Here is a 25,271-nt window from a genome sequence, read left to right as displayed (position 1 = left end):
CCAAGGTGAGGACGTGACGCAGAAATGGGCAAAAAGATGCCACAGATTACCCGTTATTTGATACTTGACAGAGCACTAATACAGCACCCGGAACCAGATCGTCGGCTCAATCTGCTTGAGTTCTTCCAGCAGGTCATCATCGTAGGCCCGGTCCACATCCGTAATCACATAGCCAATCTGCTCGTTGGTCTTGAGGTATTGGCTGAGGATATTGATGTTGTGCTTAGCCAGAATCTGATCGATATGCGCCAGTACCTTGGGCACGTTGTGATGGATGTGCAGCAGGCGATGTGCGTGGTGCACGGGCTGCAGCTGCAGGTTCGGGAAGTTGACGCTGCCTGCGGTGCTGCCGGTATTGATGTACTGTATGACCTTATTGGGCACAAAGCTGCCAATATTTTCCTGTGCCTCTGCCGTAGAACCGCCAATGTGAGGCGTAAGGATGGTATTCGGCAGCCCCATCAACTCGGATTCGAAAGGTTCGTCGTTGCTCTTGGGCTCGCGGGGAAAAACATCCACGGCACAACCCTTGAGCTTTCCGGAAAGGATATTCTCCCGAAGCGCTTTCACGTCCACGACCTTGCCACGGGCCAGGTTGATGAAGATCGCACCGTCCTTCATCATATCAAATTGCTTCGCACCGAAGATGTTATTGTTTTCCGGGCGGCCATCCACGTGAAGAGTCACTACGTCCACCAGCCCAAGCAGTTCTTCCATGCTGTCGCACTTGGTAGCATTACCCAGGGCCAGCTTTTCTTCCAGGTCATAGTAATAAACGTCCATGCCCATAGCCTCCGCGACTACGGAGAGTTGAGCACCGATGTTGCCATAACCCACGATGCCCAGCTTTTTGCTACGGACTTCCTGAGCACCGGCAGCAGATTTTTCCCACTTCCCGTCGTGCATAGCGCGTGCCTTGTCCGGCAGGTTGCGCACCAGCATAATGATCTCAGCGATCGCCAGTTCCACCACCGAGCGCGTATTGCTGTAGGGTGCGTTGAAGACGGCCACGCCATGCCGGGTACAGGCATCCAGGTCGATTTGATTGGTACCGATGCAAAAGGCTGCTACATTGATCAGGCGCTTGGCACTTTTGATCACCTTTTCTGTAATATGGGTCTTCGAACGAATACCAATGACATTGACATCCGTGATTTTCTCGCACAGTTCGTCCTCAGAAAGCGAGGAAGTCATGTACTCCACCTGGTAGCCTTCTTTTTCGAATAGCTCTACAGCTTGCGGATGCACGCCCTCCAACAGGAGCACTTTGATCCGGTTTTTCGGATAGGATAGAGATCTGCTCATCTTCAGTTCGTATAAGATTTCATCTAAATTGGGCGCAATGTGGTCGGCTTCTGCCATGACCTTCTCGCGCTCTACATTTTCTGTAAACAAGTAAAATTTATTGGCATATCCGGCCTTGCGGATTTCCAGATCGTTGGCTCCGTCACCAATGACGTATACATCGCCTTTGAGGTCCAACTGCTTAATCACTTCTGATTTACCACCATTTCTGGACAGGGGGTTGTCTTTGTTAAAATCAATGATTCGGCCGGCCTCATCATAAATAAATTCGTTGGCAATAACGCGGTCCGGATTAAGCCCGTAGTGGGCCACCACAGGCTTGATAAAGTCCGTAAACCCATTGGAAACAATGAAGATGGACTCCCGCAGTGATTTAAAGTACTCCTGATTGCGCAGAAAGGAACGGGAAATCTGCCCTTTAAGGCGTTCGGCCAGCTCCTCAATGTCACGCCGGTCAGCCTGTAGCAAATCCAGCCGCTGCTCCAGAGAAGCCCGAAAATCAAGCGAGCCATCCATGCCCTTATTGGTGATGTCCTGAATTTTGTCCAGCACAAAGCTTTGCCTGGGATCGCCCTCCAGGACGATCTCAGCCAGCACGTCCAGCGCTTCTACCCGTGTAAAAGTGCTGTCAAAGTCGATAATGAGGTTAATCGGCTTAATCATGCGGGCAAAACTAATACGCTTCCGGCAAGGATTACGTAATCCTACTCACTTTCAGTATTAATTTTTCATTAAGTCTACGATTTGTAAGCGGTTAATAATTTTTTCTCCAAAAAGTGAAAGAAAACCGAAAAGGCCGCGTAGTACCCACAACAGCCTCAAACAACAATCACCACAAAAAACATTCAGCCATGAAAAAGCAAATTTTGAAATCCATGATGTTATCCACGCTTTTGATCAGTGCAGCCTTCTTCTTCACCCAGTGTGAGTCTGATGTCACCGGCACCTCCCCCGAAGACCTCACGGTTATTGAAACCCGGGATGCAGCCACTGACGTAACTGCGGACCAATGTACCTGCCTGAAGGACCAATTCCCGGTAGAGGAGTTATCTGAAGCTGAAGCGCAGGCCCTGACTTTTATGCGGGAGGAGGAAAAGCTCGCGCAAGACGTCTACCTGTACCTCTACAACCGGTGGGAAACCCGAATCTTCTCCAATATCGCGCAGTCCGAGCAGCGGCATATGGCTTCCGTGCTCTGCCTGATCGAAAAATACGAACTGCAAGACCCGGTCGGCAGCAACCCCGCCGGCGTGTTCCAAAATGAGAACCTGCAGGCGCTTTATACCACGCTCACAGAGACGGGTAGCGAAAGCCTGGAAGCCGCTTTTATCGTAGGTGCAACCATCGAAGACCTCGATATCAATGACCTGAATATGGAAATTGCAGCAGCGGACAACGAAGACCTCATCGCCGTATTCAACGAGCTCAACCGGGGCTCCCGCAACCACCTGCGTGGCTTTATGAAGAACCTCACCAATATCGGTGCCACCTATGCCCCTCAGTACATCAGCGCCGAATTGTTTGAAGAAATCACCAGCAGCGAAACTGAACGCGGCAGCGACCTGAGTGCAATCTGCGGCATTCAAACCGGTAATGGCAGCGGCACCTGTGATGGTACCGGGCAACAACAGGGCGGCAATGGCAACGGTCAGGGCAACGGCAGCGGCACCTGTGATGGCACGGGCGGGCAGCAGGGCAATGGCAATAACGGCGGCGGTAACGGCAAAGGCGGCCACTAAAAAACCATAAATTATAACATCAACCTCCCGCCTTCCGTTTGGGAAAGCCGGGAGGTTGGCTTATTTTTCACCTTGTTACTAACCAGGCTCCATGCTAATAGCCAGCAAAATATGTGATGAACTCACCGACCAGGAAGTAGTCGACCGCGCCCTGCGGGAAGTCGACTACTTTTCCTGTCTGTACGAGCGCTATGAGCCGGCTTTACTGCGGTACGTACGCCGCATTACCGGAGCAGGCCAGGATGGCGCAGAGGACATCCTGCAGGATGCATTCATAAAAATCTGGCGCAACCTGAGAGGGTACGACCCCGGCATGAAGCTAAGCAGCTGGCTCTACCGTATTGTACATAACGAAGCTATCTCTGCCCTGCGCAGGCAAACTTCATTTGGCAAAAACAGGACGGTAGACTGGGCAGACGCAGAGCCCCTCTTGCTGCACTCCCTTCTCAGCGAGGTGGAAACAGAAGAAAAGAATATCCCAGCCGAACAGCTCCATCACTGGGTCAGCCAACTCCCCCAAAAATACCGGGAAGTCATTCTCCTGCGTTACTTCGAAGAACTCGATTACGAAGCCATCTCCGATGTTTTGCAAATTCCGGAAGGCACCGTAGCCACCCGCCTCAACCGGGCCCGGAAAGCACTCGAAAAAACGGCACGGTCCACTCCCGCCCCTAACCAGAAAAAAATAAGGCCATGAATACTGCTCATAAACTTGTGGAACAGATCAAATCCCGGCACATAGAGCCGCGCCCCCAATGGCAGTACACTGCACTCAAGTGGGCGGTATGGACGGGGTTTGGGCTCACCGTTCTCATTGGCGCACTGGCATTTTCGGTCATCCTGTTCACTATACAACAGGTAGACTTCCGCTTGCTGCAGCACTTTGGGCATTCCTTGCTCGAAGGGCTACTCAGCCTGTTGCCTTTGATATGGATATCCTTCCTGGCCCTGGCCCTGATGCTGTCTATGTACACCCTGCGCTACTCCGAACGGGGCTACAAATTCACCCTGGCCCGGCTGGCCGGCTACAGCACAGCCTTTAGCATACTACTGGGCACCGCTTTTTTCATCAGCGGTGGCGCACAGCAGCTTGAGCAGGCATTTGCTATTCGGGTCGACCTCTATCAAAGCGTACAGGAAAAAAAGGAGCAGCTTTGGAACCGGCCCGAAGAAGGCTACCTGGGCGGCACCATCGTCAGCGTTACACCAGAGGCCCTGCAAGTGGAAGACTTCGACGGACAAGCCTGGACGATTGACTACGCCAACGCAGATTGGCCACCCCGCATACAACTGGAGCCGGGTGAGCAAGTCAAGCTCAGTGGCGAAAAAACAGGGGCAGCCCGGTTTGAAGCGACCTTCATCCGACCCTGGGGTGGGCAACCGCTCAACGGGCCACGCCCCAAAATGAGCCCAAAGGAATAATTCTTATTTGTCTGGTTTCTGCCGCAACCTCCTTACCTTTGCGCAAAATTTGGAAAAGGAGCAATTCACGTGGCGAAGGAACTTTCTTATCAAGAGCGGAAAAGAGTCATCAGCGAACTCCCCCATGATACCTACTGGGTACTGGGCGTTGTGAGCATTTACGGGTACCCGCTGGCTAACTACAGCATCGAAAAAGCACTGGACAAGGCTGGGTTCCGCCCCGAATCTCAGCGGACAGTGACGCATACCTTCGTGCGCAACCAATTGCGGTGGCTGCAGGAAAACGGCTACATTGACTACGAGTACAAAGACCCCTACACCAAACGGGAATGGCGGGATGTTGCTGCCCGGCACTTCTTCCTGCATGCCGGTAAAACCCTCAACCGCATCATCAGTCAGTTGCGGCGGGAAGAACGCCTCGACCGCCCGGTCTACTCCTTCCGCATGCAGGAAGCCGAGCTCCAACGTCAGTTCAAGAAACTCCGCCTGCTGCTCTTCGAAAAGAGCTATTACGACTACAGCCACCTTGCCGAACAGCTGAACAGCAACTTTACCTTCGACGAAAAGCAAAAACAACAAACCCTAAAGGCTACCCTCTCGAACTTCCTGCCGCTCGACCCCGACTTCATCCTGGCGCTGCCCGCTCCTTTCCACGGCGAAGCCTGCCATTACATCTTCCATCACCCCCATCTTTGGGAAGGGGCTACCGCGGAGGATTTCAATAAGCTGCTCAAGGCTCTGCTTCAGGAAACGCCCCGTCGTGAGGACTATTTCGAAATGCACTACGCTACCAATCTGGCCATGCAGGGCATAAGCCGGGAAAAACTGACGGAAGCGCTGCCCTTTCTGGACCGCACCCACCACTGGTACGGTTTACAGGCGATGCAGGCCCTGCTTCAGGGCAATACCGAAAGTGCTGGCGACCACTTCAAAAACCTATCGCCAAAAGCCCGGCAAGCCTTGCACAATGACTTCTGGGGTGCCATGTTCCTGGTTTGGCAGTGCCGCCATCAAAATATGAAAGGGCTGGAAGTCTTGCGACAGATGAACCATAAGGTGGAATCCAGCTTCCTTCCGGGCATTTTCAATGCGCTGCGGGTCTTTTTCCATTTCTTGCTGGAGGATGAAGACATAGCCATCGAAGGGCTGCAACAGTGCGCCCGCACTTCCACCCACCCTATGGAACTCCTGTTTGTGCTTTGGGTCGCCTACTGGATTGGGGCAGAGCTGGATATGCAAATGGCAGACGAACTCCACACTGTTTTTCCACTATGGGAACAAGCTGAGCTGAAGTGGATGTGCGGTGAAATGGCCAACGCTCTTGCCCTTGTCTTCCCTGATCACCCCAAACGCCGCGAGTGGGAAGTCCTCGCCCGCTACTATCAGGATGAAATGGGCTTCCAATACCTCATACAATTGCTGCCCCGCCAATCGGCATGGGAGCGCATCCTCAACTCCCTCGACGCACTAAGCAATGGGGCCAGCGACAACCACTACCCGCCCGGCAGCACCCGCCTGGTCTGGTTTGTGGATTTCGAAAAACGGGAACTGCAGCCCAAAGAGCAAAAGCGCAGCAAGCGCAACAGCTGGTCGGCTGGCCGAAAAGTCACCATCAACGATCTCTACGAGGGCAAAGTCGATAACCTGACCGAGGAAGACCAACGCGTACTTGATGCCGTTACCTCCGCTTATGACAATCGTTCCAACCCCATGTTTTACTATGGGCCCGACGACCTTCGCCTGGACTTCGACCACGCCCTGTACCAACTGACCAACCACCCTTTTGTTTTTCTGGAAGGCAAGAACGAAATCCCGGTTGAACTCGTCCGCTCCAAGCCAGAGCTGCTGATCACAGAAGAAGGCGACCAACTGCGCGTCAACTTCCGTCCTGTAACCAAATCCGGCACCTACGTCACAGAGAAGGAAACCCCAACCCGGTATCGGATCTACAAGCTGAATGACGAAGAGCGGAAGGTCGCCAAACTTATTGGCCGCGGAGCACTGATGCCGGAAGAAGCCCGCCCACAGATGGAGCGGATCACTCAACAGCTGCAGGGGCGCATACAGGTGCAATCCCCTAAAACCATGCTGGAGGAAGGGCTGGAATCCGTGCCCGGTGACCCCATGCCCTGCCTGCACCTCCTGCCTTTCGGCGAAGGCTTTAAGCTCGAATTTTATGTCAAACCACTTAAGGAGGAAGCCCACTACTTCAAACCGGGCGAAGGGCTGGCTATGCGCATCCTAAGTACAAAAGAAGGACGGGTAGCCTGCGAGCGCCGGCTCGACAAAGAGCGGGCACTGGCGGCAGAAGTTATTGAAGCTTGCCCTACGCTGGCAGAACAACCTGCTCAGAGCTACGAATGGCAAATCGAAGACACACGAGCTTGCCTGCAAATCCTTCTTGAATTACACCCTCTGCGGGAAGCGGGCCGCATCAAAATGGAATTCCCTAAGGGGGAAAAGGTCAAGCTGCTGGGCATTTCCAATACCGATCAGTTGTCGGTGCGCATTCAGGAGGAGTCCAACTGGTTTGCCGTAGATGGCAGCCTAAAGCTGGACGAAGAGGAAATCCTGCAATTCCAGCAACTCCTGGACCATGTACGCGAAGATGACAGCCCCTTTGTTGAACTCGGCGAAGGGACCTTCATTGCCCTCACCGAAACTTTCAGGGAGCGCCTTCGCGAACTGGATGGCTTGCTCCAAATGCGGGGGCAACAATACGAGCTCAACCCACTGGCCGGACTCCGCATTGATGAACTCGCCGGGGAGCTGGCGGAGCTGGAAGCCGATCAGAGCTGGGCTAAAAGCATGCAGCGCATCCAACAGGCACAGCGCATCCGTCCGCGGGTGCCCAATACTTTTCAGGCCGATCTGCGCGCTTATCAGAAGGAAGGTTTCCGGTGGATGATGCGGCTGGCGGAATGGGGCGTCGGCGGCTGCCTGGCTGATGACATGGGCCTGGGTAAGACCGTACAAGCGCTGGCTATGCTCTCAGCGCGCAAGGAAGAAGGGCCCGGACTGGTCATCGCACCGGCTTCCGTTACCCGCAACTGGGTAAGGGAGACCGCGCGTTTTGCTCCTGACCTGACGCCAAAGCTGCTGGGCAACAGCAAAGAAGTGGACCTCATCGACGAGGTTGGGCCCGGCGACTTGCTCATTATTAGCTACGGCTTGCTGCCTTTTGTAGAAGAAGCGCTGACGCGAAAATCCTTTGGCTCACTTGTCCTGGATGAAGCCCAGGCCATCAAAAATGCCGCCACCAAACGCTCAAAAATTGCGATGGAGCTCCGGGCAGACTTCAGGCTGGCTACCACTGGCACACCTATTGAGAACCACCTGGGTGAACTCTGGAACCTGTTCCGCTTTCTCAACCCCGGCTTGCTGGGCTCCCAGAAACGCTTCAACGAAAAGTTCACTAACCCGATCAGTAAAGGGGACGAACCGCGCCGTGAACAGCTCCGGCGGTTGATTCAGCCCTTTATTTTGCGCCGCCATAAGCGGGACGTACTTACCGAACTGCCGGCTAAAACTGAAATTATCCTCTCGGTTTCCCTTACCGAATCGGAGCACTCCTTCTACGAAGCCATCCGCCGCAGTGCATTGGAGGCTGTGGAAGCTGCAGATGGCGCATCCAAACGGTTTGCCATCCTGGCGCAGCTTACCAAGCTCCGGCAGGCCGCCTGCCATCCCCGCCTGGTGATGCCCGACAGCCGGGTGCCGAGTTCCAAGCTCGACCTTGTGGGGGAGACCATCCTCGAATTGCTCGACAGCGGACATAAAGCACTGGTATTTAGCCAGTTTGTGAAGCACTTACGTATCGTAGAGCAGTGGGTAAAGGCACAGGGTATTCCCTATCAGTACCTCGATGGGCAGACCCCGGGCAAAAAACGGGAGGAAGCCGTGCAGGCTTTCCAAAACGGAGAGGGTCAGCTCTTCCTCATCAGTCTCAAAGCAGGGGGCACGGGGCTCAACCTTACAGAAGCCGACTACGTACTCCACCTCGACCCCTGGTGGAACCCCGCCGTGGAAGATCAGGCAAGCGACCGTGCCCACCGTATGGGGCAGCAGCGCCCGGTGACCGTTTACCGCTTCGTCAGTGAAGACACCATTGAGGAAAAAATCGTACAGCTGCACCAAAACAAGCGCGAACTGGCGGATCAGCTCCTCTCCGGAACGGATGTAAGCGCCAAGCTGTCAGTGGATGATATGCTGAGTTTGCTCAAAGGAGAGGCCTGAAAATAACAAAGCGCAGCTGCGTATTTATAACGGCTGTGCTTTGGAAGGCGGCAGGATGTAAGTGTTACTGCTTATGGAGCCGCTGAGTAATCAGTACGTTATCGTTTGAACCCTTGATCTGTACCAGATACATACCTTTTGGTAAATCACCAACGTAAAACTGCTGCTTAGCGTAATCAATCTGAAAGCGCTTCATCGCACGCCCCACGAGGTTAAAGACAGTGATTTCCGTAACGCCTTGCGCCCCAGTAAGGCTGATGTAGTCCACTGCGGGGTTAGGATAGACCTTCAAATCTGCAGGAGGCGACACTACTGTGTATGGAGGAAACGACTCGATATTACTTTCCAGACCGGTCGAGGCAGAGAGGCTAAAGGTGGCTAACAGTAAAAACAGCAGGGGTAAAGTATGCTTCATATCGTGGGATTTCTAAACGTGCGTCGGGATAAAAGTCGATTTTGATAAAAATAAGCGAAAATCTATTAAAATTCAAGCGATATGTTAAAATCACTTAATTTGTTTAGATCTTACACAATAAACCCAGAGCAGAGCCTGCAAGTTCAGCCAGGCACCCGGGATTAAGCTATTTTTAAAGCTTTTGCCGTATTTGCTGCAATTTTGAAAGCCCGCCCGGCTGAAGGCTGAGCTTCAGCCGGGGCAGGACCGATCTATGTTATTTAGTCCAGATGCTCCTGGAAATACTTTGCGAACTCAGCGACAGACATGGAGCCGACATCGCCATCGCCCTGCTTCCGCACGGACACAGCACCTGTCTCTGCCTCCTTCTCACCTACGATGAGCATGAAGGGCACTTTCTTCACCTCGGCGTCCCGGATTTTCCGGCCCACTTTCTCACTGCGGTCATCCACCGTGCCGCGGATGTCATACTTCGCCAGTTCCTGCTCGATCTCAGCCGCGTAGTCATTGAAGCGGTCGCTGATGGGCAGGATGGTGTATTGCTCCGGTGCGAGCCACAGCGGAAACTTACCGCCGGTATGCTCAATCAGTATACTGATGAAGCGCTCCATAGAACCAAAAGGCGCCCGGTGGATCATTACCGGCCGGTGTGCCTGATTGTCGGAGCCGATGTACTCCAGCTCAAAGCGTTCGGGCAGGTTGTAGTCTACCTGAATAGTACCCAGCTGCCAGGAACGCCCGAGCGCATCCTTGACCATGAAGTCAAGTTTAGGGCCATAGAAAGCTGCTTCGCCCAGCTCGGTTGTGGTCTTCATACCCGCCTCAGCAGTAGCCTCAATAATGGCCCGCTCAGCATTGTTCCAGTTTTCGTCTGAACCAATATACTTTTCAGGCTTCTCCGGGTCACGCAGGGAAATTTGCGCTGTAAAATCAGCAAACCCCATCTTAGAAAGTACCGTCTTGGTCAGGTCAAGCACGTTCAGAAACTCGTCCTTGAGCTGATCCGGCGTACAAAAAATATGGGCATCATCCTGCGTAAACCCGCGTACGCGTGAAAGGCCGTGCAGCTCACCGCTCTGCTCGTAGCGGTAGACCGTGCCAAACTCTGCAATACGGAGCGGCAGATCGCGGTAGGAGTGCGGACGGTGCCCAAAAATCTCACAGTGGTGCGGGCAATTCATCGGCTTGAGCAGGAACTCCTCGCCTTCCTTAGGCGTGGTGATCGGGTGGAAGCTGTCCTCCCCGTACTTTTCCCAGTGGCCGGAAGTCACGTAAAGGTCCTTTTTGCCAATATGTGGCGTGGTCACGAGTTGGTAGCCGCGCTTCTCCTGCTCTACCCGCAGAAAATTCATCAGGCGGTCGCGCAGCTGATTGCCCTTGGGCAGCCACATCGGCAGGCCCTGCCCCACACGGTCAGAGAACATGAAAAGCTCAAGCTCTGTGCCCAGTTTACGATGGTCACGCTGCTTGGCTTCCTCAATCATCGTTTCGTATTCAGTCAGCTCCTTCTGCTTGGGGAAGGTGATGCCGTATACACGGGTCATCTGCTGACGGTTCTCATCGCCCTGCCAGTAAGCGCCCGCCACTTTGGTGATTTTGATGGCTTTGATGTAGCCGGTATCGGGCACGTGCGGGCCACGGCAGAGGTCGGTGAAATTGCCCTGCTCGTACAAGGTAATTTCCGCGCCTTCTTCCTTGCGTTTCTCCAACAGCTCCAGCTTGTATTCGTCTCCTTTTTCCTGGTAGAACGTAATGGCATCCTCTATGGAAATCGGCTTGCGGACATAGGCATTCTTCTGGCGGGCCAGCTCCAGCATTTTCTGCTCAATCTGAGGGAAGTCATCGCTGGAAATGGTATGCTCACCGGGATCTACATCATAGTAAAACCCACCGTCTGTAGATGGCCCTGTACCGAACTTCACGCCTGGATAAATGGCCTCCAGGGCTTCAGCCATCAGGTGGGCGGAAGAGTGCCAGAAGGTCGCTTTCCCGTCCTTGTCGTCCCACGTCAGCAACTGCACTGTAGCGTCTTCGGTAATAGGGCGGGTGGCATCCCACACCTCACCGTTTACTTTTGCAGAAAGGACTTTTTTGGCCAGGCCGTGGCTGATCGACTTTGCGATGTCAAGCCCGGTTACGCCAGCTTCATACTGTCGGACATTACCGTCCGGGAAAGTGATGTTAATCATGGTGATTTTAATAGTTTTGTTACTGCTCCTTACGATTGGGCAGTAAAATTAGTTTCCGGCAGTCCGGAAAAGTGTGTTTTAAGGTGCGCAAAATTAAGGGATTTTGAGAGAGCGCCTAAATTTTACAGTGCTGGATTTTCACCTATTTTCACCTTGAGCAGTGGGGTAAAAAGACAATACACAACTTTAGAGAAGCCCTTTTAAAAACCCGCGAACCGGCATGCGCAAAAAAGATGGGCTCCGGATTATTCTGTTGTTGTTGCTGCTGGCAGATACGGGCTACACCTTCCGGCAGCATAAAATGAAGCCGCTACCAAAAACTGCCGGCGGGCCTGTGGAAGATACTGACCTGGCCCGCGATTCCCGGTCAGGACAACCGCCTGTCCGGTGAATTGCTGGTGATGTGGGGCATTTTGGAGGAAGGACAGCACTTCAAATACGAAGACTAATTTTTCCTCTTAAACTCCTGTAAGTTGGTAGCAATGCTGATGTGATTGAGGCCACCCCCCAGGTGGAAGCTCTGATGACCGTAGTCGATGCGAAAACGGCTGATTTTCACGCCCACTCCGAAACTAAAACCAGCCAGGCTGCCGAAGTTATCCAGCCCGAGCTCCCGCCGCATGAAGTGGTTGTACCCAAAACGCAAGCGGAAATTCTCCCGAGCGCCCAGCAAAAACTCCCCGTTGAAGACCAGGTGTCGGAAAAAGTTGTCAAACCAGATGCTCGACGGGCTTTCCTCCGTTTGCTCTTCCCCAAAAAACAATAGTGACGGCTCTGCATTTGGGTCATCGTAGCGGATATTCCAGCGGTCGAGGAACCGGTAAATCACCGAGAAACGGAAGGGCAGGTACTTCAACCGCTTGGAAATCCCAAACTGCATCTCAAAGGGCAGGGGCTCCAGGTTGTCTTCGGTATAGTAGGTCACCTGCCGGCCCATATTGCGGAAAACCAGAGTGGCGGTCAGATTGCGGGCGGTATCGATATAGGTAGCCGCCGCATCTGCCCCCAGCCCGAAGGAAGAGTAGCCGGCCATTTGAGAGGTGATGACTTTCAGGTTGGCCCCGATCGCCAGGCGGTCGTAGACTTGTTTGCCTACGCCAAAGTTGATGGCATACTCAGCGGCATCAAAGGTGCCCAGCACTTCGCCCCGGTCGTTGGTCTCATCGAAGGTGCCATAGCTAATGTACTGCACGCCCAAATGGGAAGTCAGCCCCAGAGAGTCGAAATGATGCCCGAAAGCCGCATATCCATGGCTAATGCCTGCCACATGAAAGCTGTGGTTGATGGCAATCTGCTGATGCATGTCGGGATTGAGGGCGGCCGGGTTGCCCAGGGCCAGGTTCACATCGTCATCGCGCACCGTGATCAGGTTGCCACCCATTGCAGTGAGCCGGGCGGAAGGCGACAGATTGAGAAATTCGTAAGTATGCAGCCCGCCTAACTGCCCGTGCACATGCTGCGCAAGGAACAGAAAAGCCAGAGCCGTAAGGGCGTTAGGTAGAAATCTAAGTTGCATGCTATTGGTTTATTCTCCAAGGTCGGTTTATTCTTCTCCTTCTCTTTTCCAGATCGTGCGGCAGATGCCTTGTTCGCAGTTCATTTTACGTTTGAGCTCGCCCTGCTCATCGTACAGCTTGAGCAGCCCATGCTCATTGTCGCCATTGAGGTAAGCGCCTTCTGCTTTCAGGTTGCCATTCTCGTGGTACTCTATGAAAGGGCCGTTTTCGGCATTATCTTTAAAGCGGACCCGCTCCATGAGCTGCCCATTTTTGTAGTAGCGGTCCCAGTCGCCTGTCATTTCATTGGCTTCATACTGCCCGGAGAGGTTGAGCTGCCCGGACTCGTAGTAAGACCGGTAAGGGCCATCAAAAATGCCCTGCCGGTAGGTTTCGACAATTTGAGTATCTCCCTTTTCGAAGTAAAGTACCCGGAGCCCGTTAAGGGTATCATTTTCGTAGGTCGCTTCCTCCATCAGGCGCCCCTGTTCGTCAAACTTCTGATATAAGCCCTGCCTGGCAAAATCAACCTTATTTCGCTGATAAAGCTCCGTGTAGCCATAGCTGTCTACGTTTTCAACCTGCTCTATCTTCGACTTGCATCCTGTAGCAAGGAGGAACAATGCAACGGCAGCGATCCAAATGTGCTTCATGTAAATCTCTGTTTTTTATGCCTTCACACTCAAAACAAACGCAAAACAGCGGCCTTCATTTTCAGTGGGCGAAAAATAACACTTTAAATCAACGCGATCTGCATCAAAACAGTAGCATCAGAACCGGGAATTCCGTATTTTGAAATTCCATGATGCAAAAACTGCGCAACATTTTCCATTCTTTTCCAATACAGCTACTGGTGTTGCATGTCCGCAGCAACCACCTGCTGCTCGCGATGTGGGTGGTTTTCTTCCTGCTCGTTTCCGGTGCGCTGGCCAGTAAGCTCGGCTTTCAATACCTTTTCCTGGACCCGGAATACCTCGGGGCCGTCAACTTTTGGAGCTTTTTCTTCGTAGGCATAGGGTTTGGCAGTTTTTTTATGAGCTGGAACCTGGCCATTTACCTCCTAAGCGCTCACTATTTTCCATTTCTGGCGTCACTTGCCCGGCCTTTCACCAAGTTTGTCATCAACAACCTGCTGCTGCCGCTGTCCTTTCTGATCGTCTACCTGGGCATTATGGTCTACTTCCAGCGCTACTACGAAGGGCTTGTCTTCCGGGAAGTCACTTTGAATGCCGTAGGTTTTCTCAGCGGGATGTTACTGCTGATTATCCTGTATTCCATCTATTTCCAATTTACCAACCGCGACATTTCGTACTACGAGAGCCGGCCCGAGCGCCCGCCCCACCTCACCCGTGCCTACACGCCCGGCCGCCGACAGGTGGACCTGGAGTACATCAAGCTGGACAGCACGCGGTGGCGGGTGGACACCTATCTGTCGGAATCGCTGGAGCCCCGCCTGGTCAGGAGCGTGGCGCACTACGACACCAAGATGCTGATGAGCATTTTCAAGCAAAACCACCTCAATGCGCTCATCCTGCAGCTCATCAGCATGCTGGTGCTGCTGGTGCTGGGCTATTTGGTGGATTACCCGCCCTTTCGGATTCCGGCCGGTGCCAGCCTGTTCATTCTGGCCAGTGTACTGACAGCCCTGATCGGAGCGGTCATCTACTGGTTCGGTGAGTGGAGCATGACCGTTATCATTGTCCTTTTACTCGGATTGAATATTCTGACCCGCAATGACAACTTTAACTACACCAATAAAGCCTATGGCCTCAATTACGAGACCGCCCCCGCTGAATACTCTTTGAAGCGCCTGCAGGAAGCCTCCAACAGCACCCGTATTGAAGACGACAAGGCGGCCACCACTGCTATTCTGGAAAGATGGAAAGCCAAAACCGAAGAGGAAAAACCCTGGATGGTCATCCTTTGCTCGAGCGGGGGCGGGCTGAAATCAGCCACCTGGAGCATGCAGGTGGTCCGTACGGCAGACAGCCTGCTCAACGGGCAACTGCTGGAACATACGGTACTCATTACCGGAGCCTCCGGTGGCATGATGGGCATGACGTACCTGCGGGAGCTGTATTTGCAACAGCAGCGCGGAGAATGCGTAGATGTCCACGATCCGCGTTACATTGACGACATCGCCAAAGACCTGGTGAACTCTATCGCTTTCACCATCGTTTCCAATGACCTCTTTATCCCCTGGGCACCCTTTGAAATGAACGGCTACACCTACTACAAAGACCGGGGCTATGTCTTTGAGCAGCAGCTCAATGAAAACACCAATGGCATACTCGACCGGAGGCTGGAGGAATACCGGGAGCCGGAGGCATCGGCCACAATCCCCATGCTTTACCTGACCCCCTCCATCGTCAATGATGCCCGTCGCCTGATCATTTCCCCACAGGGCGTTTCCTACATGATGAAAGCGCCGGTGGGGCAGCGCTATCCCAAAGCGGTGGAAGTGGACGCGGTTGACTTTCGGTGGATGTTTCAGGATCAGGATGCCGGTAATCTCCGAATGCTCTCGGCTATACGCATGAATGCAACCTACCCCTATGTACTGCCCAACGTGCACCTGCCCAGCCGTCCCGGGATTGAGGTAATGGATGCCGGGTTTCTGGACAACTACGGTATCGTTTCTGCCACCCGGTTCATTCAGGTATTCCGGGAGTGGATACTTGAAAACACAAGCGGTGTGATGCTGTTGCAAATCAGCAGTTCAGACAAGGTGGAAGAAATCACGCCAAGCGGTGGGCAGGGTATTGTTGAATCCATGTTCAATCCGCTCGGTATTGCCGGTAAAGTGCTTGTGGTGCAGGAGTTTGAGCACGACAACAGCTTAGGGTTTATGTATGACCTGCTGGGCGAAGAGCGCTTCATTCAAATCCCGTTTTTCTACCGGCCTACAGAAGATAACAAGCTGGAAGCCTCCATTTCCTTCCACATCACGCAGCGGGAAAAAGCGGATGTGATGCGTGCTATGAACCATCCGTCCAATTTGTCGAGCCTGGAACAATTACAACAACTCCTCAGCCCTCCTGCAAAACAAAAGTAGGAGTTAAGCGCTTCCCTTTATTACATCCTTGAAACGGAGAGGCTGAAGCTACAGGCCAGACTCCCTGAATTCGAAAAGTTAACCAGATAAAAATGAAGACGATACCTGCCTCCACCCTGGAGCAAGCAATGCACTACAACGAATACCGCCAGCTTATTGAAGAATTGCGTGCCGATGGTAAAACCACAGGTTCTAACCACAGCGAAGCGATGCTGAACTATACGGATCTCAACCGCACCCGCATGAACCGCCTCGATAAGACCACCCGGCTTACGCCCGAAACGCTTGAAGCACTGGAACAACTGGAAACGCCCATGACGATGCTCGTCCTGACCGAAGCATGGTGCGGGGATGCAGCGCAGGTTATTCCGGTGCTGAATAAAATAGCAGAAACGACCCCCAACCTTTCTCTACGGCTTATCCTAAGGGACGAATATCCCGATATCATGGATGCCTTTCTCACCAACGGCGGGCGTTCTATTCCAAAAATCATTTTCCTAAAGGGAGCCAACAGAACGGTAACAGGCAGCTGGGGCCCCAGGCCTGCAGCCGTACAGCAAATCGTCATGGATTACAAAACAAAACTGAAAACACTGGATGACGAGGCTGCTAAAAAAGCGCTACAGCAGACCACTATGACAGACACCCAGAAATGGTATGCCCGCGATAAGACAAAAAGCATACAGTCAGAGGTCATACAGGCCCTTTTCCATCATCAGGAAGCCCTGGCCCAATAGACTTGCTGCCACTTGACCATTCTCGTATTAGCCCAATGAAAGCCATCCCCGGTATTTTTTTAAGGAATAAATCGGAAATCCTTGGCTCGTCCTGTATTTTCGCACCGTATTCCAATCAAACGACTTTAAAACTGCTTATATGATCAACGTTGAGCTGCTCAAGAAAACATGCGAAACCCCGGGCGCACCAGGGTACGAACAGCGTATCCGGGAATTCATCCTCGCTGAAGTTACCCCACTTGTAGACAAGGTAGAAGTAGATGCCATGGGTAACGTAGTCGCCATCAAAAAAGGGCAGCAAGACAAAAAGGTCATGGTAGCTGCTCATATGGACGAGATTGGGTTCATCGTTACGCACATCGACGAGGATGGCTTCATCCGTTTTCATACCCTGGGCGGTTTTGATCCGAAAACGCTGACCTCGCAGCGGGTCATCGTACACGGCCGCAAAGACTTCATCGGTGTCATGGGCAGCAAACCCATCCACCTGATGAAGCCGGAAGAGCGCAATAAACAGCTTCCGATCAGTGAGTACTACATTGACCTGGGCATGCCCCGGGACGAAGTGGTAAAGTATATTGCGGTAGGCGACTCCATTACGCGAGAACGGGAGCTCATTGAAATGGGCAATTGTGTCAACAGCAAGTCCCTGGACAACCGGGTGTCGGTGTTCATCCTGCTGGAAACCCTGCGGGCGCTGAAAGACCAAACCGTACCTTACGATATTTATGGTGTGTTCACCGTACAGGAAGAAGTAGGGCTGCGCGGCGCCATCTCTTCTGCCCACCTGATTGACCCGGATTTTGGTTTTGGCCTTGATGTAACTATCGCTTTTGATGTGCCCGGTGCGCAAGCACATGAGTACGTCACAAGCCTGGGCAAAGGGGCAGCTATCAAAATTATGGATGGCATGACCATCTGTGACTACCGCATGGTCAATTACATGAAAAAAACGGCTGATGCGCACGATATCCCCTGGCAACCGGAAATACTTCCTGCGGGAGGTACCGATACGGCGGGTATTCAGCGCTACGGCAAAAAGGGAGCGATAGCGGGCGCCATTTCCATCCCGCTCCGCAATATGCACCAAACTATCGAAATGGCTAATAAGGCTGACATCAAGCACTGCATTGACCTGCTGACCCACTGCCTGAGCGAGCTCCACCAATACGACTGGAGCTTCGAAAATGTGGATGGCAAACGCTCCAAGCCGGCAGCGGGCGACAGCTATGACTTTCTTTAATCCGCTATGAGGGCAAAGCAAATCTTTATGGGGACCGTCATTCTCGGGGCGGGTATCTACTTTGGGTCTAAGTATATGGACACGGTGGAGCGGCTCTTCGATGATGCCGCTTCCGGATTCTTCGTTATCCTCATTCTACTGCTGTTAGGCCTGATGGTTTATCGGGTGTTGTCAAATTAGCCATCCATGCCGGAAATCATTGACCTCAGCCAGGAAATTTATTCGGGTATGCCGGTGTACAGAAGGTTGCCACCGGTGCTCATTGAGCCCTATGCCACCCATGAAGAATGGGCAGGGGAAACGGACCCCGAAACGCAAACCCCAGCGGTCAACCGGTTGGACATGGGGGAGCACACCGGCACCCACGTTGATGCCATCAGCCACATGGGCAAAGCCTACGCCAGCCAGTCTATCGAGACTATGCCGCTTTCCACCTTTTATACGTCCGGCTTTTGCCTGGACTTTTCCCACAAAGGGCTTCAGGCACTCATTGAACCCGACGAGATAGCAGCAGCCTGTGCCTCCTGCGGACAGGAAATCAAAAAAGGGGACACCCTTCTTTTTTATACCGATCATTACCGGCGTGCGTTCGGGACGCCAGCCTGGGGTAAGGGCCCCCGGGCTTAGTGCCCAAAGTGCCAGATGGCTGGGCAAGCAAGGCATTGCTGCATTTGGAGTGGAAACCATGGCGCCCGGTGTTTCCGGAGTCTCTAACCGGGCCGTACACGAAATCTGTGGCGAATTAAACTTCACACATTACGAAAACCTCGTCAACCTTCACCTGCTCCTGAATCGCGGGCGCTTCCAGTTCATTGGCTTACCGCTGAAAATCAGGGGCGGAACAGGTTCACCGGTCCGGGCCATCGCCGTTTTTGAATGATAATAACCTCTGCCAAAAGTGGGGTAAGTCATCAGGATGACACCAGCCCTGTCCGCTCAGCTACTGCCAGCAACTCACTGACCATCATAGCCGTAGCGCCCCACAGGATTTTGCCCTCCACATCAAAGTAAGGTACGCCTTTGAGCGTAATATTGGCCGCCAGTTGCAAATTTGTTTTGCGTTGGGTGGCAGGATTGGACAGGTGGCTGAACGGGACTTCCAGGATGGTGCGTACCTCCTCGACATCCGGTACAAATGCCGGGCGGCTATCCGTGAAGCCCACATAGGGGTGTACCTGAAAATTGCTGACCGGAATATACAGCTCCGTCAGCTTGCCCAGGACTTCAATTGTATCAACAGGGACACCCACCTCTTCCTCGGTTTCCCGCAGAGCCGTTTCTTCCAATGAAGCATCCGAGTCTTCAAACTTCCCGCCCGGAAAGCTGATCTGCCCGGCATGCCGGTCATGCCCGTGGTGGGGCTGCCGTTCGATAAAAACAAGGTGCCAGTCGGACTGATGGGGATAAAACAAAGCCATAACGCCGGCCTGCCGTGCCCCCGGAGGTGGCGTCACCGCCTGCTGCCGTACAACGTGCGCCATACGAAATTGCGCCTCTTGCCCGGGCAGTGGGTGCCTGAGCTCGTCTGCGATAGCCTGAATAAATGAATGCTGCATATCCATTTAACTCTGAAGGGCATTGAATAGTTGCACAACAGCACAGCCCCGAAACACAAGTTGTGTTTTGGGGCTGTACAGCATTTCCCTAATCAAGGGCACCCTTTGAGATTAAAGGTCTTTGTTGGATATTTCCAGGTATTTCTCCAGAGCGGTAGCCATAGAGGTGATACCCGGTGCAGGTACTTTGATATTGATGGTCAGGCCCTGCTTTTCCACCTCTTTGCTGGTGGAATTGCCAAAGACTGCCATGCGGGTATCGTTCTGCTTGAAATCCGGGAAGTTTTCGTAGAGCGATTTGATGCCAAGCGGGCTGAAGAACACGAGGACATCGTAGGTCACATCACTGAGGTCAGACAAATCGCTGCTGACCGTTTGGTACATCATAGCATCCTGCCAGTCAAAGCTGTTTTCCTTCAAATACGAGCTGACCTGCTTAGCCCCAAGATTGGAGCAAGGCAAGAGGAACTTTTCTTTCTTATGCTTTTTCAGGGCAGGTGCCAGATCTTGTATGGTGCGTTTGCCCACAAATACCTTCCGTTTGCGGTAAACGATGAACTTCTGCAGGTAATTGGCTATAGCCTCAGACAGGCAGAAGTACTTCATGTCCTGTGAGACCTTGATCCGCATCTCTTCGCAAATGCGGAAGTAGTGATCAATCGCATTTTTGCTGGTCAGGATCACCGCAGTATACTCATCAGGCTTAATTTTGGCTTTGCGAAATTCCTTAGCCGAGACGCCCTCTACATGAATGAACGGCCGCCAGTCGATGGTCAGTCCGTATTTCTGTTCTAAATCGTAGTAGGGAGATCGCTCCGGCTTAGGCTGGGATATCAGGATGGTTTTTACCGGCTTGTAAGTCTCTTCTTGTACTTTGCCATTTGCTGCCATGCAACAACAATTTTTGGGTTTTGCCCACTGTGCGTTTGATTTCAAGCAAGCTGTAGCACAGTTCCTGAACGAGGTTTTTAAATTAGGAAGTTGTTAATCCTTTTACCAAGATCAGGACAGGAGCGATTTCAACGGTGCAAATATACAACAAAAAGTGAAACTTATGAAAGGAGAGAAAGCGGCCGGCCGAAAACAGGCTGCGCAGAAACATAAATAAATAAACGCCGGCAATGACTGCGAAAATCAGATAAAGTATAGGCATTTTCAGGCTGTCGGGCCCGTAGGCAAAGAGCCCGTTGCCAATGATGAGGGCGATACCCAGGATCAGATTGAAGACCACAATCGTCATGTTGTAGATCCGGACTTCCTTTTCTACAGGAAACACCACACGAATGTAAGTCAGCAGCAGGTGCTTGCCCATCCAAAACACAGCAATGCCCAGCACGCACATCAGCAGGCTACGCCAGGGCGCTGCCGCAACCGGGACCTCAAAGTACTCCGTCAAAAGAAAAACGAAAAAGCCGGCAGACAGCATGAAAAGCGCGTAGAAAAGGTAATACGGCAGGTCGCCGCCCCCTTCTCTTTCCCGCTGTAGCTGGTTGAGCAAATTATCATTTAGAAATGCCCGGTATGCCCGGCCCAACTGCGCCCGGAAGAGCGTTATCAAAACGGTGAGCAGCAACAGGCTTGCAACGGTCGTAATAAAAACAACCCGGTTAAAACGGCTGTCAATCGTCACAACCGGCTTGGAGGAAAAACCTGCATCAGGAGGAGGCAACACCGGTTCAACGGCCTGCTCTTCGGGGCTGGTGGGCACTATATCGAAGGGGTTGCCGGTCACCGGTACAACACTTGTCAGGGTATCTGCTCCTACCTGGGCAGAGAGCCGTGGCGTCAGGTCAAAGGGGTTGGCTTGCGCAAAAGCACCTTTAGCTATCAGCACTGACAGCAGGCTAACAAGCAGAAAACGGGTCGATATGTGGAGCACCTTATTCACAGTTCTTACAAAGGTAGCGCACTGACTGGAATTATCCATAGCTTTTCTCCGGACAGTGTGCATAACAAATTGCACTTTTTGAATAGCTTGCCAGCATTTGCCGTTTGCCTCTCCTGGATAAGCTGGAGCAGAGCGGGAAGCTCTACCCCAGCAGCCATAGGGCTTAAATGCAGTGGGTTGCCTTTGTGTTTTGTGCAATTTGCTATACACACCTCCGGACATTATGCCTCCTCTGCCGTACGGAACTGAACCCGCCCGGGTTTGTTAAAGAGCTGTTAAGCGTTTTTTTATCCCCTACCGGACTGGTAACTTGTACAGGATTTTATTTTAGCCACCATCTATGAAGAACAGCCTGATCTTCCGGGTCATCCTTTTGGGCGCCATCGCCATTGCCGGCATCATTGGCATGCAAGCCTATTGGGTGATCAATACCTGGAATATAAACGAGGAGGAGTTCAGCAAAAAAGCAAGCCTTGCGCTTTACCGTACGGCCTGCGGGCTGGCTGACCTGAGCGGGGGCGATCTGCCGCCCCGCAATATCGTCAATCAGCGTACGACCAACTACTATGTCGTCAATATCGATAGCGAAATCGACGACGACCACCTGGAGTACTTTCTGCAGAAAGAGTTTGAGCGCCTGGCCCTTTACGTCGATTTTGAATACGCCGTTTACGATTGTACGACCAATGAGATGATGTATGGCAACTACTGCAGTTTCAATCCTGGTAAGCAAACTGACCTGGCTGAGCTTGGCGACCTGCCCAAGGACGATAAGTTCACCTATTACTTCAGCGTTAAATTCCCCAACCGGTCCGGCTATCTGCTGGGCAAAATGCAGCTTTCCATTTTCTTCTCAGCCATCCTGATGATCGTCCTGATCTTTTTTGCCTACTCCATGTATATCATGCTGCGGCAAAAGCGGCTGTCTGAACTGCAGAAAGACTTCATCAACAATATGACGCACGAGTTCAAGACGCCCATTTCCACCATAAAAATTTCCGCAGATGTTTTCCAAAACGCGCCCGAAGTGCAAAACAACCCAAGGCTGCTGCGCTATGCCACCATCATCAAGGAGCAAAACAAACGCCTCAACAGCCAGGTCGAGAAGGTCTTGCAGCTGGCCCGGATCGAGCAGGGGAACTTTGAGCTCAAACTGGAGCAGTTTCCCGTTGCAGAGGCACTAAGTGCCATCGTCAACAGCACGGCGGTACAGGCTGAAAAGCAGGGCGGAACATTGGAAAGCGACATCCGGCTTGGCGATGTTCACATTGAGGCTGACCGCCTCCACTTCACCAACATTCTTCACAACCTGCTCGATAACGCGGTCAAGTACTGTTGTGAACGGCCGGCAATCAACCTGTCAGCCTATGCCTCGGAACAGCAGGTTACCATTAAAATTGAAGATAAAGGCGTGGGGATTTCCAAAGAGCATATGAGCCGGATATTCAGCAAATTTTACCGAGTGCCCACGGGCAACGTTCACAAAGTCAAAGGTTTTGGGCTCGGGCTGTACTATGTAAAAAGCATCTGTGATGCTCAGGGCTGGCAGCTGGATATGGAGAGTACCCCGGGCGAAGGCACTAGCGTTTATTTGCATATTCCTGTTCTCCAGCCCGGCTTCCAAAGCTGGTGGCACCAACTTCGTACCTACTTTTCGAAGTATCTTCGCAAAACTGCCACCCGGCTGACCAATGCCTAAAAGCCAATTGCATCTATGAAAGCACACCTTTTATACGTTGAAGATGACGAAAGCCTGAGCTTTGTGACCCGCGACAACCTGGAACTTCAGGGTTATCAGATTACCCACTGCGCAACCGGAAAGGATGCCCTTCAGCTGATTGATGCCCAATCGCAGGACATAGACCTTTATATTTTGGATGTGATGCTGCCGGACATTGATGGTTTTACGATTGCCCGCCGCATCCGCGAGCAGGACACCCACACCCCGATTTTATTCCTGACCGCCAAATCGCTGAAAGAAGACCGGCTCAAAGGGCTGCGCCTGGGCGCTGATGATTACATTACCAAGCCATTCAGTATTGAAGAGCTCATGCTCAAAGTCGAAATATTCCTGAGGCGCAGTCAGATAACGCTGCCGGATAATGCTTCAGAGTATGCATTGGGGCAGTTCCGGTTCGATTACCAAAACCTGCTGCTCAAAGGGGATGGGGAGCCGCGGCAGCTTACACAAAAAGAGGCAGACCTGCTCAGGCTTTTTGCAGAGCAGCGCAATCAGGTGATCCGCCGCTCCGATATCCTGAAAAAACTGTGGGGCGAAGATGACTACTTCCTGGGGCGCAGTCTTGATGTGTTTATCTCCCGCCTACGTAAATACCTGCGCAAGGATACGCAGCTCAAAATTGAGAACATTCACGGGGTTGGATTCCGGTTGAAGGAAGGAAATTAGTGGACAGTCATCGCAAAATGCCCCGAGCTACTTCAGGCGTACACGGGTGCCAATCAGAACCGACAGCGAATTAATCCGGTCGTTGTTTGGCCCCAGCCCATCAATATTCTTGAAATAGTGTACGGAATGCTGATAAACCGGCTGCACAAAAAGGCTCCACCGCTCTGAGAAGTAGCGTTCGGCTCCAAAGCCGAAGTTGACCGTCAGATAGGCATTATCCTTAAAGCTGCCTCCTTCAAACCACCCCTGCCCATTGCGCCGGATGCGGTCAATTTCGGATTCACCCGGCCCATCAGTCACCGGTGGTGGCATAGCCGGCAGGAAGTCAAACTGAGGCGCTTCTGCCGTATAGTAGTTGGTTTGGAAAGCGACCTGTACGGCCCCACCCGCGAGAACGTAAGCCCGCCACTTATTATGCTGGAGGTAATCATAACGAATATGCAGCGGAATGCTGAGCATATTCAGCTCTGTAGTGCGCAGCTCATCACCACGCAGCCCCGATAACAGGCTACCCCTTACGTAAACAATACCCACCGGATAGTAACGCGCGGCGTAAATGGCTCCGGTTTCAACCTCCAGACGGCCGAAATCAGCACTAAGAGATAAGCCTCCTCCATATCCTATTGCTGCCCGTTCCAGGCTTTCCGTCAATCGTTTTTCGGAGCTTGCCGGTACCAGGATGTGGTTGTAATCCGCACTGCCAAACATACCGACCAGTAAAGCAGGGCGCTTCTTTATGCGCCTGACCTTGGTGTCTCCCAAATCAGCTTCAGGCACAGCCAGGGTTTCAAAGGGCAATCCCGGAAGCAAGGCAGAGGCAGCCAAACCGAACGGAGGGCCTTCTTCCATTGCAGCCACAGGGCTCATGAGGGAAGAGACCGGCAACTCTGAAGTCTCTGCCATGGTATTGGAGCGTAGGCTCTTCGGGCGTTCTGAACCCAAAAGCGGGGGCATGGGAGCCCAGACTTGGTTTTTCACGCCTGTTAAAGCTTGTCCAGGGGCTTCTTTGGCCGGTTCGGGCAACGCGCTTGCCGTTAGCAGGTTGTTGCTGTACTTGTCTACCTCCCGGGATGGTTGCCCCTCTTCTTCTGCCAACCGGTTCGGGCCAGGCGTTGCGTTATCTGTAGAGGGCTCCTGTATTTCGGCAGGTGTTACATTTATGGACTGATGATCGGTGGCAACCTCGGTGTAATCAGACTGACCGGCAGGCTGACTGCCCGCGACCGGTGCACCCAGTTTCGGCAGGTACTGCCAGCAGGTGATGAAAAGTAGCAGGAAAAGCGCCAGTTCCATCGTCTTATAGCGCAGCACGTACTGTGGCCAGGTAAACCACTCATTAAGCATCGCTTCCATTCTGAGCCAATGGGCTGGCTCGTAGGGCACCTCATACTGATGCATCTTGCCAAAGATCACCTCATCCACCTCACGTGGGTCTGCTTCTGCCGGGCCTGCATCAAGGGCCTCCGCCGCATCGAGCTGCTCCTCAAAAGCCGACCAATCTGGCGCACCGGTTTCAGGCCGGAGATTGGTCATCTTCTGGCGGATTTGCTCATCAAACTGGTGATCTTCTCTTTTCTTCATAT

Annotated in this window: 22 protein-coding genes; 13 read left to right on the top strand and 9 right to left on the bottom strand. The window is 52.7% G+C overall.

Annotated features, from left to right (window positions below; all coding sequences use genetic code 11):
* Nucleotides 1–75: 75 nt before the first annotated feature.
* Complete coding sequence (gene serA, locus ACO08I_RS17190; RefSeq protein WP_282780112.1) at nt 76–1,968, bottom strand: phosphoglycerate dehydrogenase; 1,893 nt, start codon at nt 1,966–1,968, stop codon at nt 76–78.
* A 188-nt stretch (nt 1,969–2,156) separates the two neighbouring features.
* On the opposite strand from serA, the gene ACO08I_RS17185 reads away from it, so the two are divergent.
* The 4 genes from ACO08I_RS17185 (at nt 2,157) to ACO08I_RS17170 (ending at nt 8,702) form a co-directional block, all read left to right on the top strand.
* Nucleotides 2,157–3,044: a DUF2202 domain-containing protein gene (locus ACO08I_RS17185; RefSeq protein WP_421946579.1), complete on the top strand. Its 888-nt coding sequence runs from the start codon at nt 2,157–2,159 to the stop codon at nt 3,042–3,044.
* A gap of 91 nt (nt 3,045–3,135) precedes the next feature.
* Nucleotides 3,136–3,741 (top strand): RNA polymerase sigma factor, encoded by a 606-nt coding sequence (locus tag ACO08I_RS17180; protein WP_421946578.1) that lies wholly within the window; start codon nt 3,136–3,138, stop codon nt 3,739–3,741.
* Nucleotides 3,738–4,466 (top strand): hypothetical protein, encoded by a 729-nt coding sequence (locus tag ACO08I_RS17175; protein ID WP_282775737.1) that lies wholly within the window; start codon nt 3,738–3,740, stop codon nt 4,464–4,466. Before ACO08I_RS17180 ends, ACO08I_RS17175 begins: the two co-directional genes overlap by 4 nt.
* A gap of 69 nt (nt 4,467–4,535) precedes the next feature.
* Nucleotides 4,536–8,702, top strand: coding sequence for a DEAD/DEAH box helicase (locus tag ACO08I_RS17170; RefSeq protein ID WP_421946577.1), 4,167 nt, complete (start codon nt 4,536–4,538; stop codon nt 8,700–8,702).
* A gap of 64 nt (nt 8,703–8,766) precedes the next feature.
* Here ACO08I_RS17170 and ACO08I_RS17165 read toward each other — a convergent pair whose 3' ends face one another.
* Both ACO08I_RS17165 and thrS read right to left on the bottom strand, forming a co-directional pair.
* Complete coding sequence (locus tag ACO08I_RS17165; RefSeq protein WP_421946576.1) at nt 8,767–9,117, bottom strand: T9SS type A sorting domain-containing protein; 351 nt, start codon at nt 9,115–9,117, stop codon at nt 8,767–8,769.
* Between the two features lie 260 nt (nt 9,118–9,377).
* Nucleotides 9,378–11,306 (bottom strand): threonine--tRNA ligase, encoded by a 1,929-nt coding sequence (gene thrS, locus ACO08I_RS17160; RefSeq protein ID WP_421946575.1) that lies wholly within the window; start codon nt 11,304–11,306, stop codon nt 9,378–9,380.
* 220 nt (nt 11,307–11,526) lie between these two features.
* Here thrS and ACO08I_RS17155 point away from each other — a divergent pair, with 220 nt between their 5' ends.
* Nucleotides 11,527–11,697, top strand: a complete 171-nt coding sequence (locus ACO08I_RS17155; RefSeq protein WP_421946574.1) for a hypothetical protein — start codon at nt 11,527–11,529, stop codon at nt 11,695–11,697.
* 54 nt (nt 11,698–11,751) lie between these two features.
* Here ACO08I_RS17155 and porQ read toward each other — a convergent pair whose 3' ends face one another.
* Together porQ and ACO08I_RS17145 are read right to left on the bottom strand one after the other, a co-directional pair.
* Nucleotides 11,752–12,822, bottom strand: a complete 1,071-nt coding sequence (porQ, locus tag ACO08I_RS17150; protein ID WP_282775742.1) for a type IX secretion system protein PorQ — start codon at nt 12,820–12,822, stop codon at nt 11,752–11,754.
* A gap of 27 nt (nt 12,823–12,849) precedes the next feature.
* The gene (locus ACO08I_RS17145) at nt 12,850–13,455 is read right to left on the bottom strand and encodes a toxin-antitoxin system YwqK family antitoxin (RefSeq protein WP_421946573.1); all 606 of its coding nucleotides are present in this window, start codon (nt 13,453–13,455) and stop codon (nt 12,850–12,852) included.
* Nucleotides 13,456–13,604: 149 nt separating this feature from the next.
* On the opposite strand from ACO08I_RS17145, the gene ACO08I_RS17140 reads away from it, so the two are divergent.
* From ACO08I_RS17140 to ACO08I_RS17115, 6 genes are all read left to right on the top strand, one after another.
* Nucleotides 13,605–15,857, top strand: a complete 2,253-nt coding sequence (locus tag ACO08I_RS17140) for a patatin-like phospholipase family protein (RefSeq protein WP_282775744.1) — start codon at nt 13,605–13,607, stop codon at nt 15,855–15,857.
* 92 nt (nt 15,858–15,949) lie between these two features.
* Entirely contained in the window at nt 15,950–16,594 is a 645-nt protein-coding gene (locus tag ACO08I_RS17135) for a thioredoxin family protein (protein WP_421946572.1), read from the top strand.
* 139 nt (nt 16,595–16,733) lie between these two features.
* Nucleotides 16,734–17,837 (top strand): M42 family metallopeptidase, encoded by a 1,104-nt coding sequence (locus tag ACO08I_RS17130; protein ID WP_282777303.1) that lies wholly within the window; start codon nt 16,734–16,736, stop codon nt 17,835–17,837.
* Nucleotides 17,838–17,864: 27 nt separating this feature from the next.
* Nucleotides 17,865–18,017 carry a hypothetical protein gene (locus ACO08I_RS17125; protein ID WP_160213694.1) on the top strand — a complete coding sequence of 51 codons (153 nt, stop codon included), beginning with the start codon at nt 17,865–17,867 and terminating at the stop codon, nt 18,015–18,017.
* A 6-nt stretch (nt 18,018–18,023) separates the two neighbouring features.
* Complete coding sequence (locus ACO08I_RS17120) at nt 18,024–18,464, top strand: cyclase family protein (protein WP_421946571.1); 441 nt, start codon at nt 18,024–18,026, stop codon at nt 18,462–18,464.
* Between the two features lie 58 nt (nt 18,465–18,522).
* Nucleotides 18,523–18,717 carry a hypothetical protein gene (locus ACO08I_RS17115; protein WP_421946570.1) on the top strand — a complete coding sequence of 65 codons (195 nt, stop codon included), beginning with the start codon at nt 18,523–18,525 and terminating at the stop codon, nt 18,715–18,717.
* 31 nt (nt 18,718–18,748) lie between these two features.
* Here ACO08I_RS17115 and ACO08I_RS17110 read toward each other — a convergent pair whose 3' ends face one another.
* The 3 genes from ACO08I_RS17110 to ACO08I_RS17100 form a co-directional block, all read right to left on the bottom strand.
* On the bottom strand, nt 18,749–19,393 hold the full coding sequence (locus ACO08I_RS17110; RefSeq protein WP_421946569.1) for an NUDIX hydrolase: 645 nt from the start codon (nt 19,391–19,393) through the stop codon (nt 18,749–18,751).
* A 111-nt stretch (nt 19,394–19,504) separates the two neighbouring features.
* Nucleotides 19,505–20,284: a uroporphyrinogen-III synthase gene (locus tag ACO08I_RS17105; protein ID WP_282777309.1), complete on the bottom strand. Its 780-nt coding sequence runs from the start codon at nt 20,282–20,284 to the stop codon at nt 19,505–19,507.
* Nucleotides 20,285–20,366: 82 nt separating this feature from the next.
* Complete coding sequence (locus ACO08I_RS17100; protein ID WP_421946568.1) at nt 20,367–21,320, bottom strand: DUF4271 domain-containing protein; 954 nt, start codon at nt 21,318–21,320, stop codon at nt 20,367–20,369.
* 301 nt (nt 21,321–21,621) lie between these two features.
* On the opposite strand from ACO08I_RS17100, the gene ACO08I_RS17095 reads away from it, so the two are divergent.
* Nucleotides 21,622–22,980 (top strand): sensor histidine kinase, encoded by a 1,359-nt coding sequence (locus tag ACO08I_RS17095; protein ID WP_282777957.1) that lies wholly within the window; start codon nt 21,622–21,624, stop codon nt 22,978–22,980.
* A gap of 15 nt (nt 22,981–22,995) precedes the next feature.
* Nucleotides 22,996–23,688 carry a response regulator transcription factor gene (locus tag ACO08I_RS17090; RefSeq protein WP_282777955.1) on the top strand — a complete coding sequence of 231 codons (693 nt, stop codon included), beginning with the start codon at nt 22,996–22,998 and terminating at the stop codon, nt 23,686–23,688.
* Between the two features lie 27 nt (nt 23,689–23,715).
* Here the strand turns inward: ACO08I_RS17090 and ACO08I_RS17085 are convergent, their stop codons facing one another.
* Complete coding sequence (locus ACO08I_RS17085) at nt 23,716–25,269, bottom strand: hypothetical protein (protein ID WP_421946567.1); 1,554 nt, start codon at nt 25,267–25,269, stop codon at nt 23,716–23,718.
* Nucleotides 25,270–25,271 lie beyond the last annotated feature (2 nt).

Source organism: Phaeodactylibacter xiamenensis, assembly GCF_965229835.1.
Lineage (GTDB): Bacteria > Bacteroidota > Bacteroidia > Chitinophagales > Saprospiraceae > Phaeodactylibacter > Phaeodactylibacter xiamenensis.
Note: the sequence above shows the minus strand (reverse complement) of the source record. Positions and strands in the feature narration are given on the sequence as shown.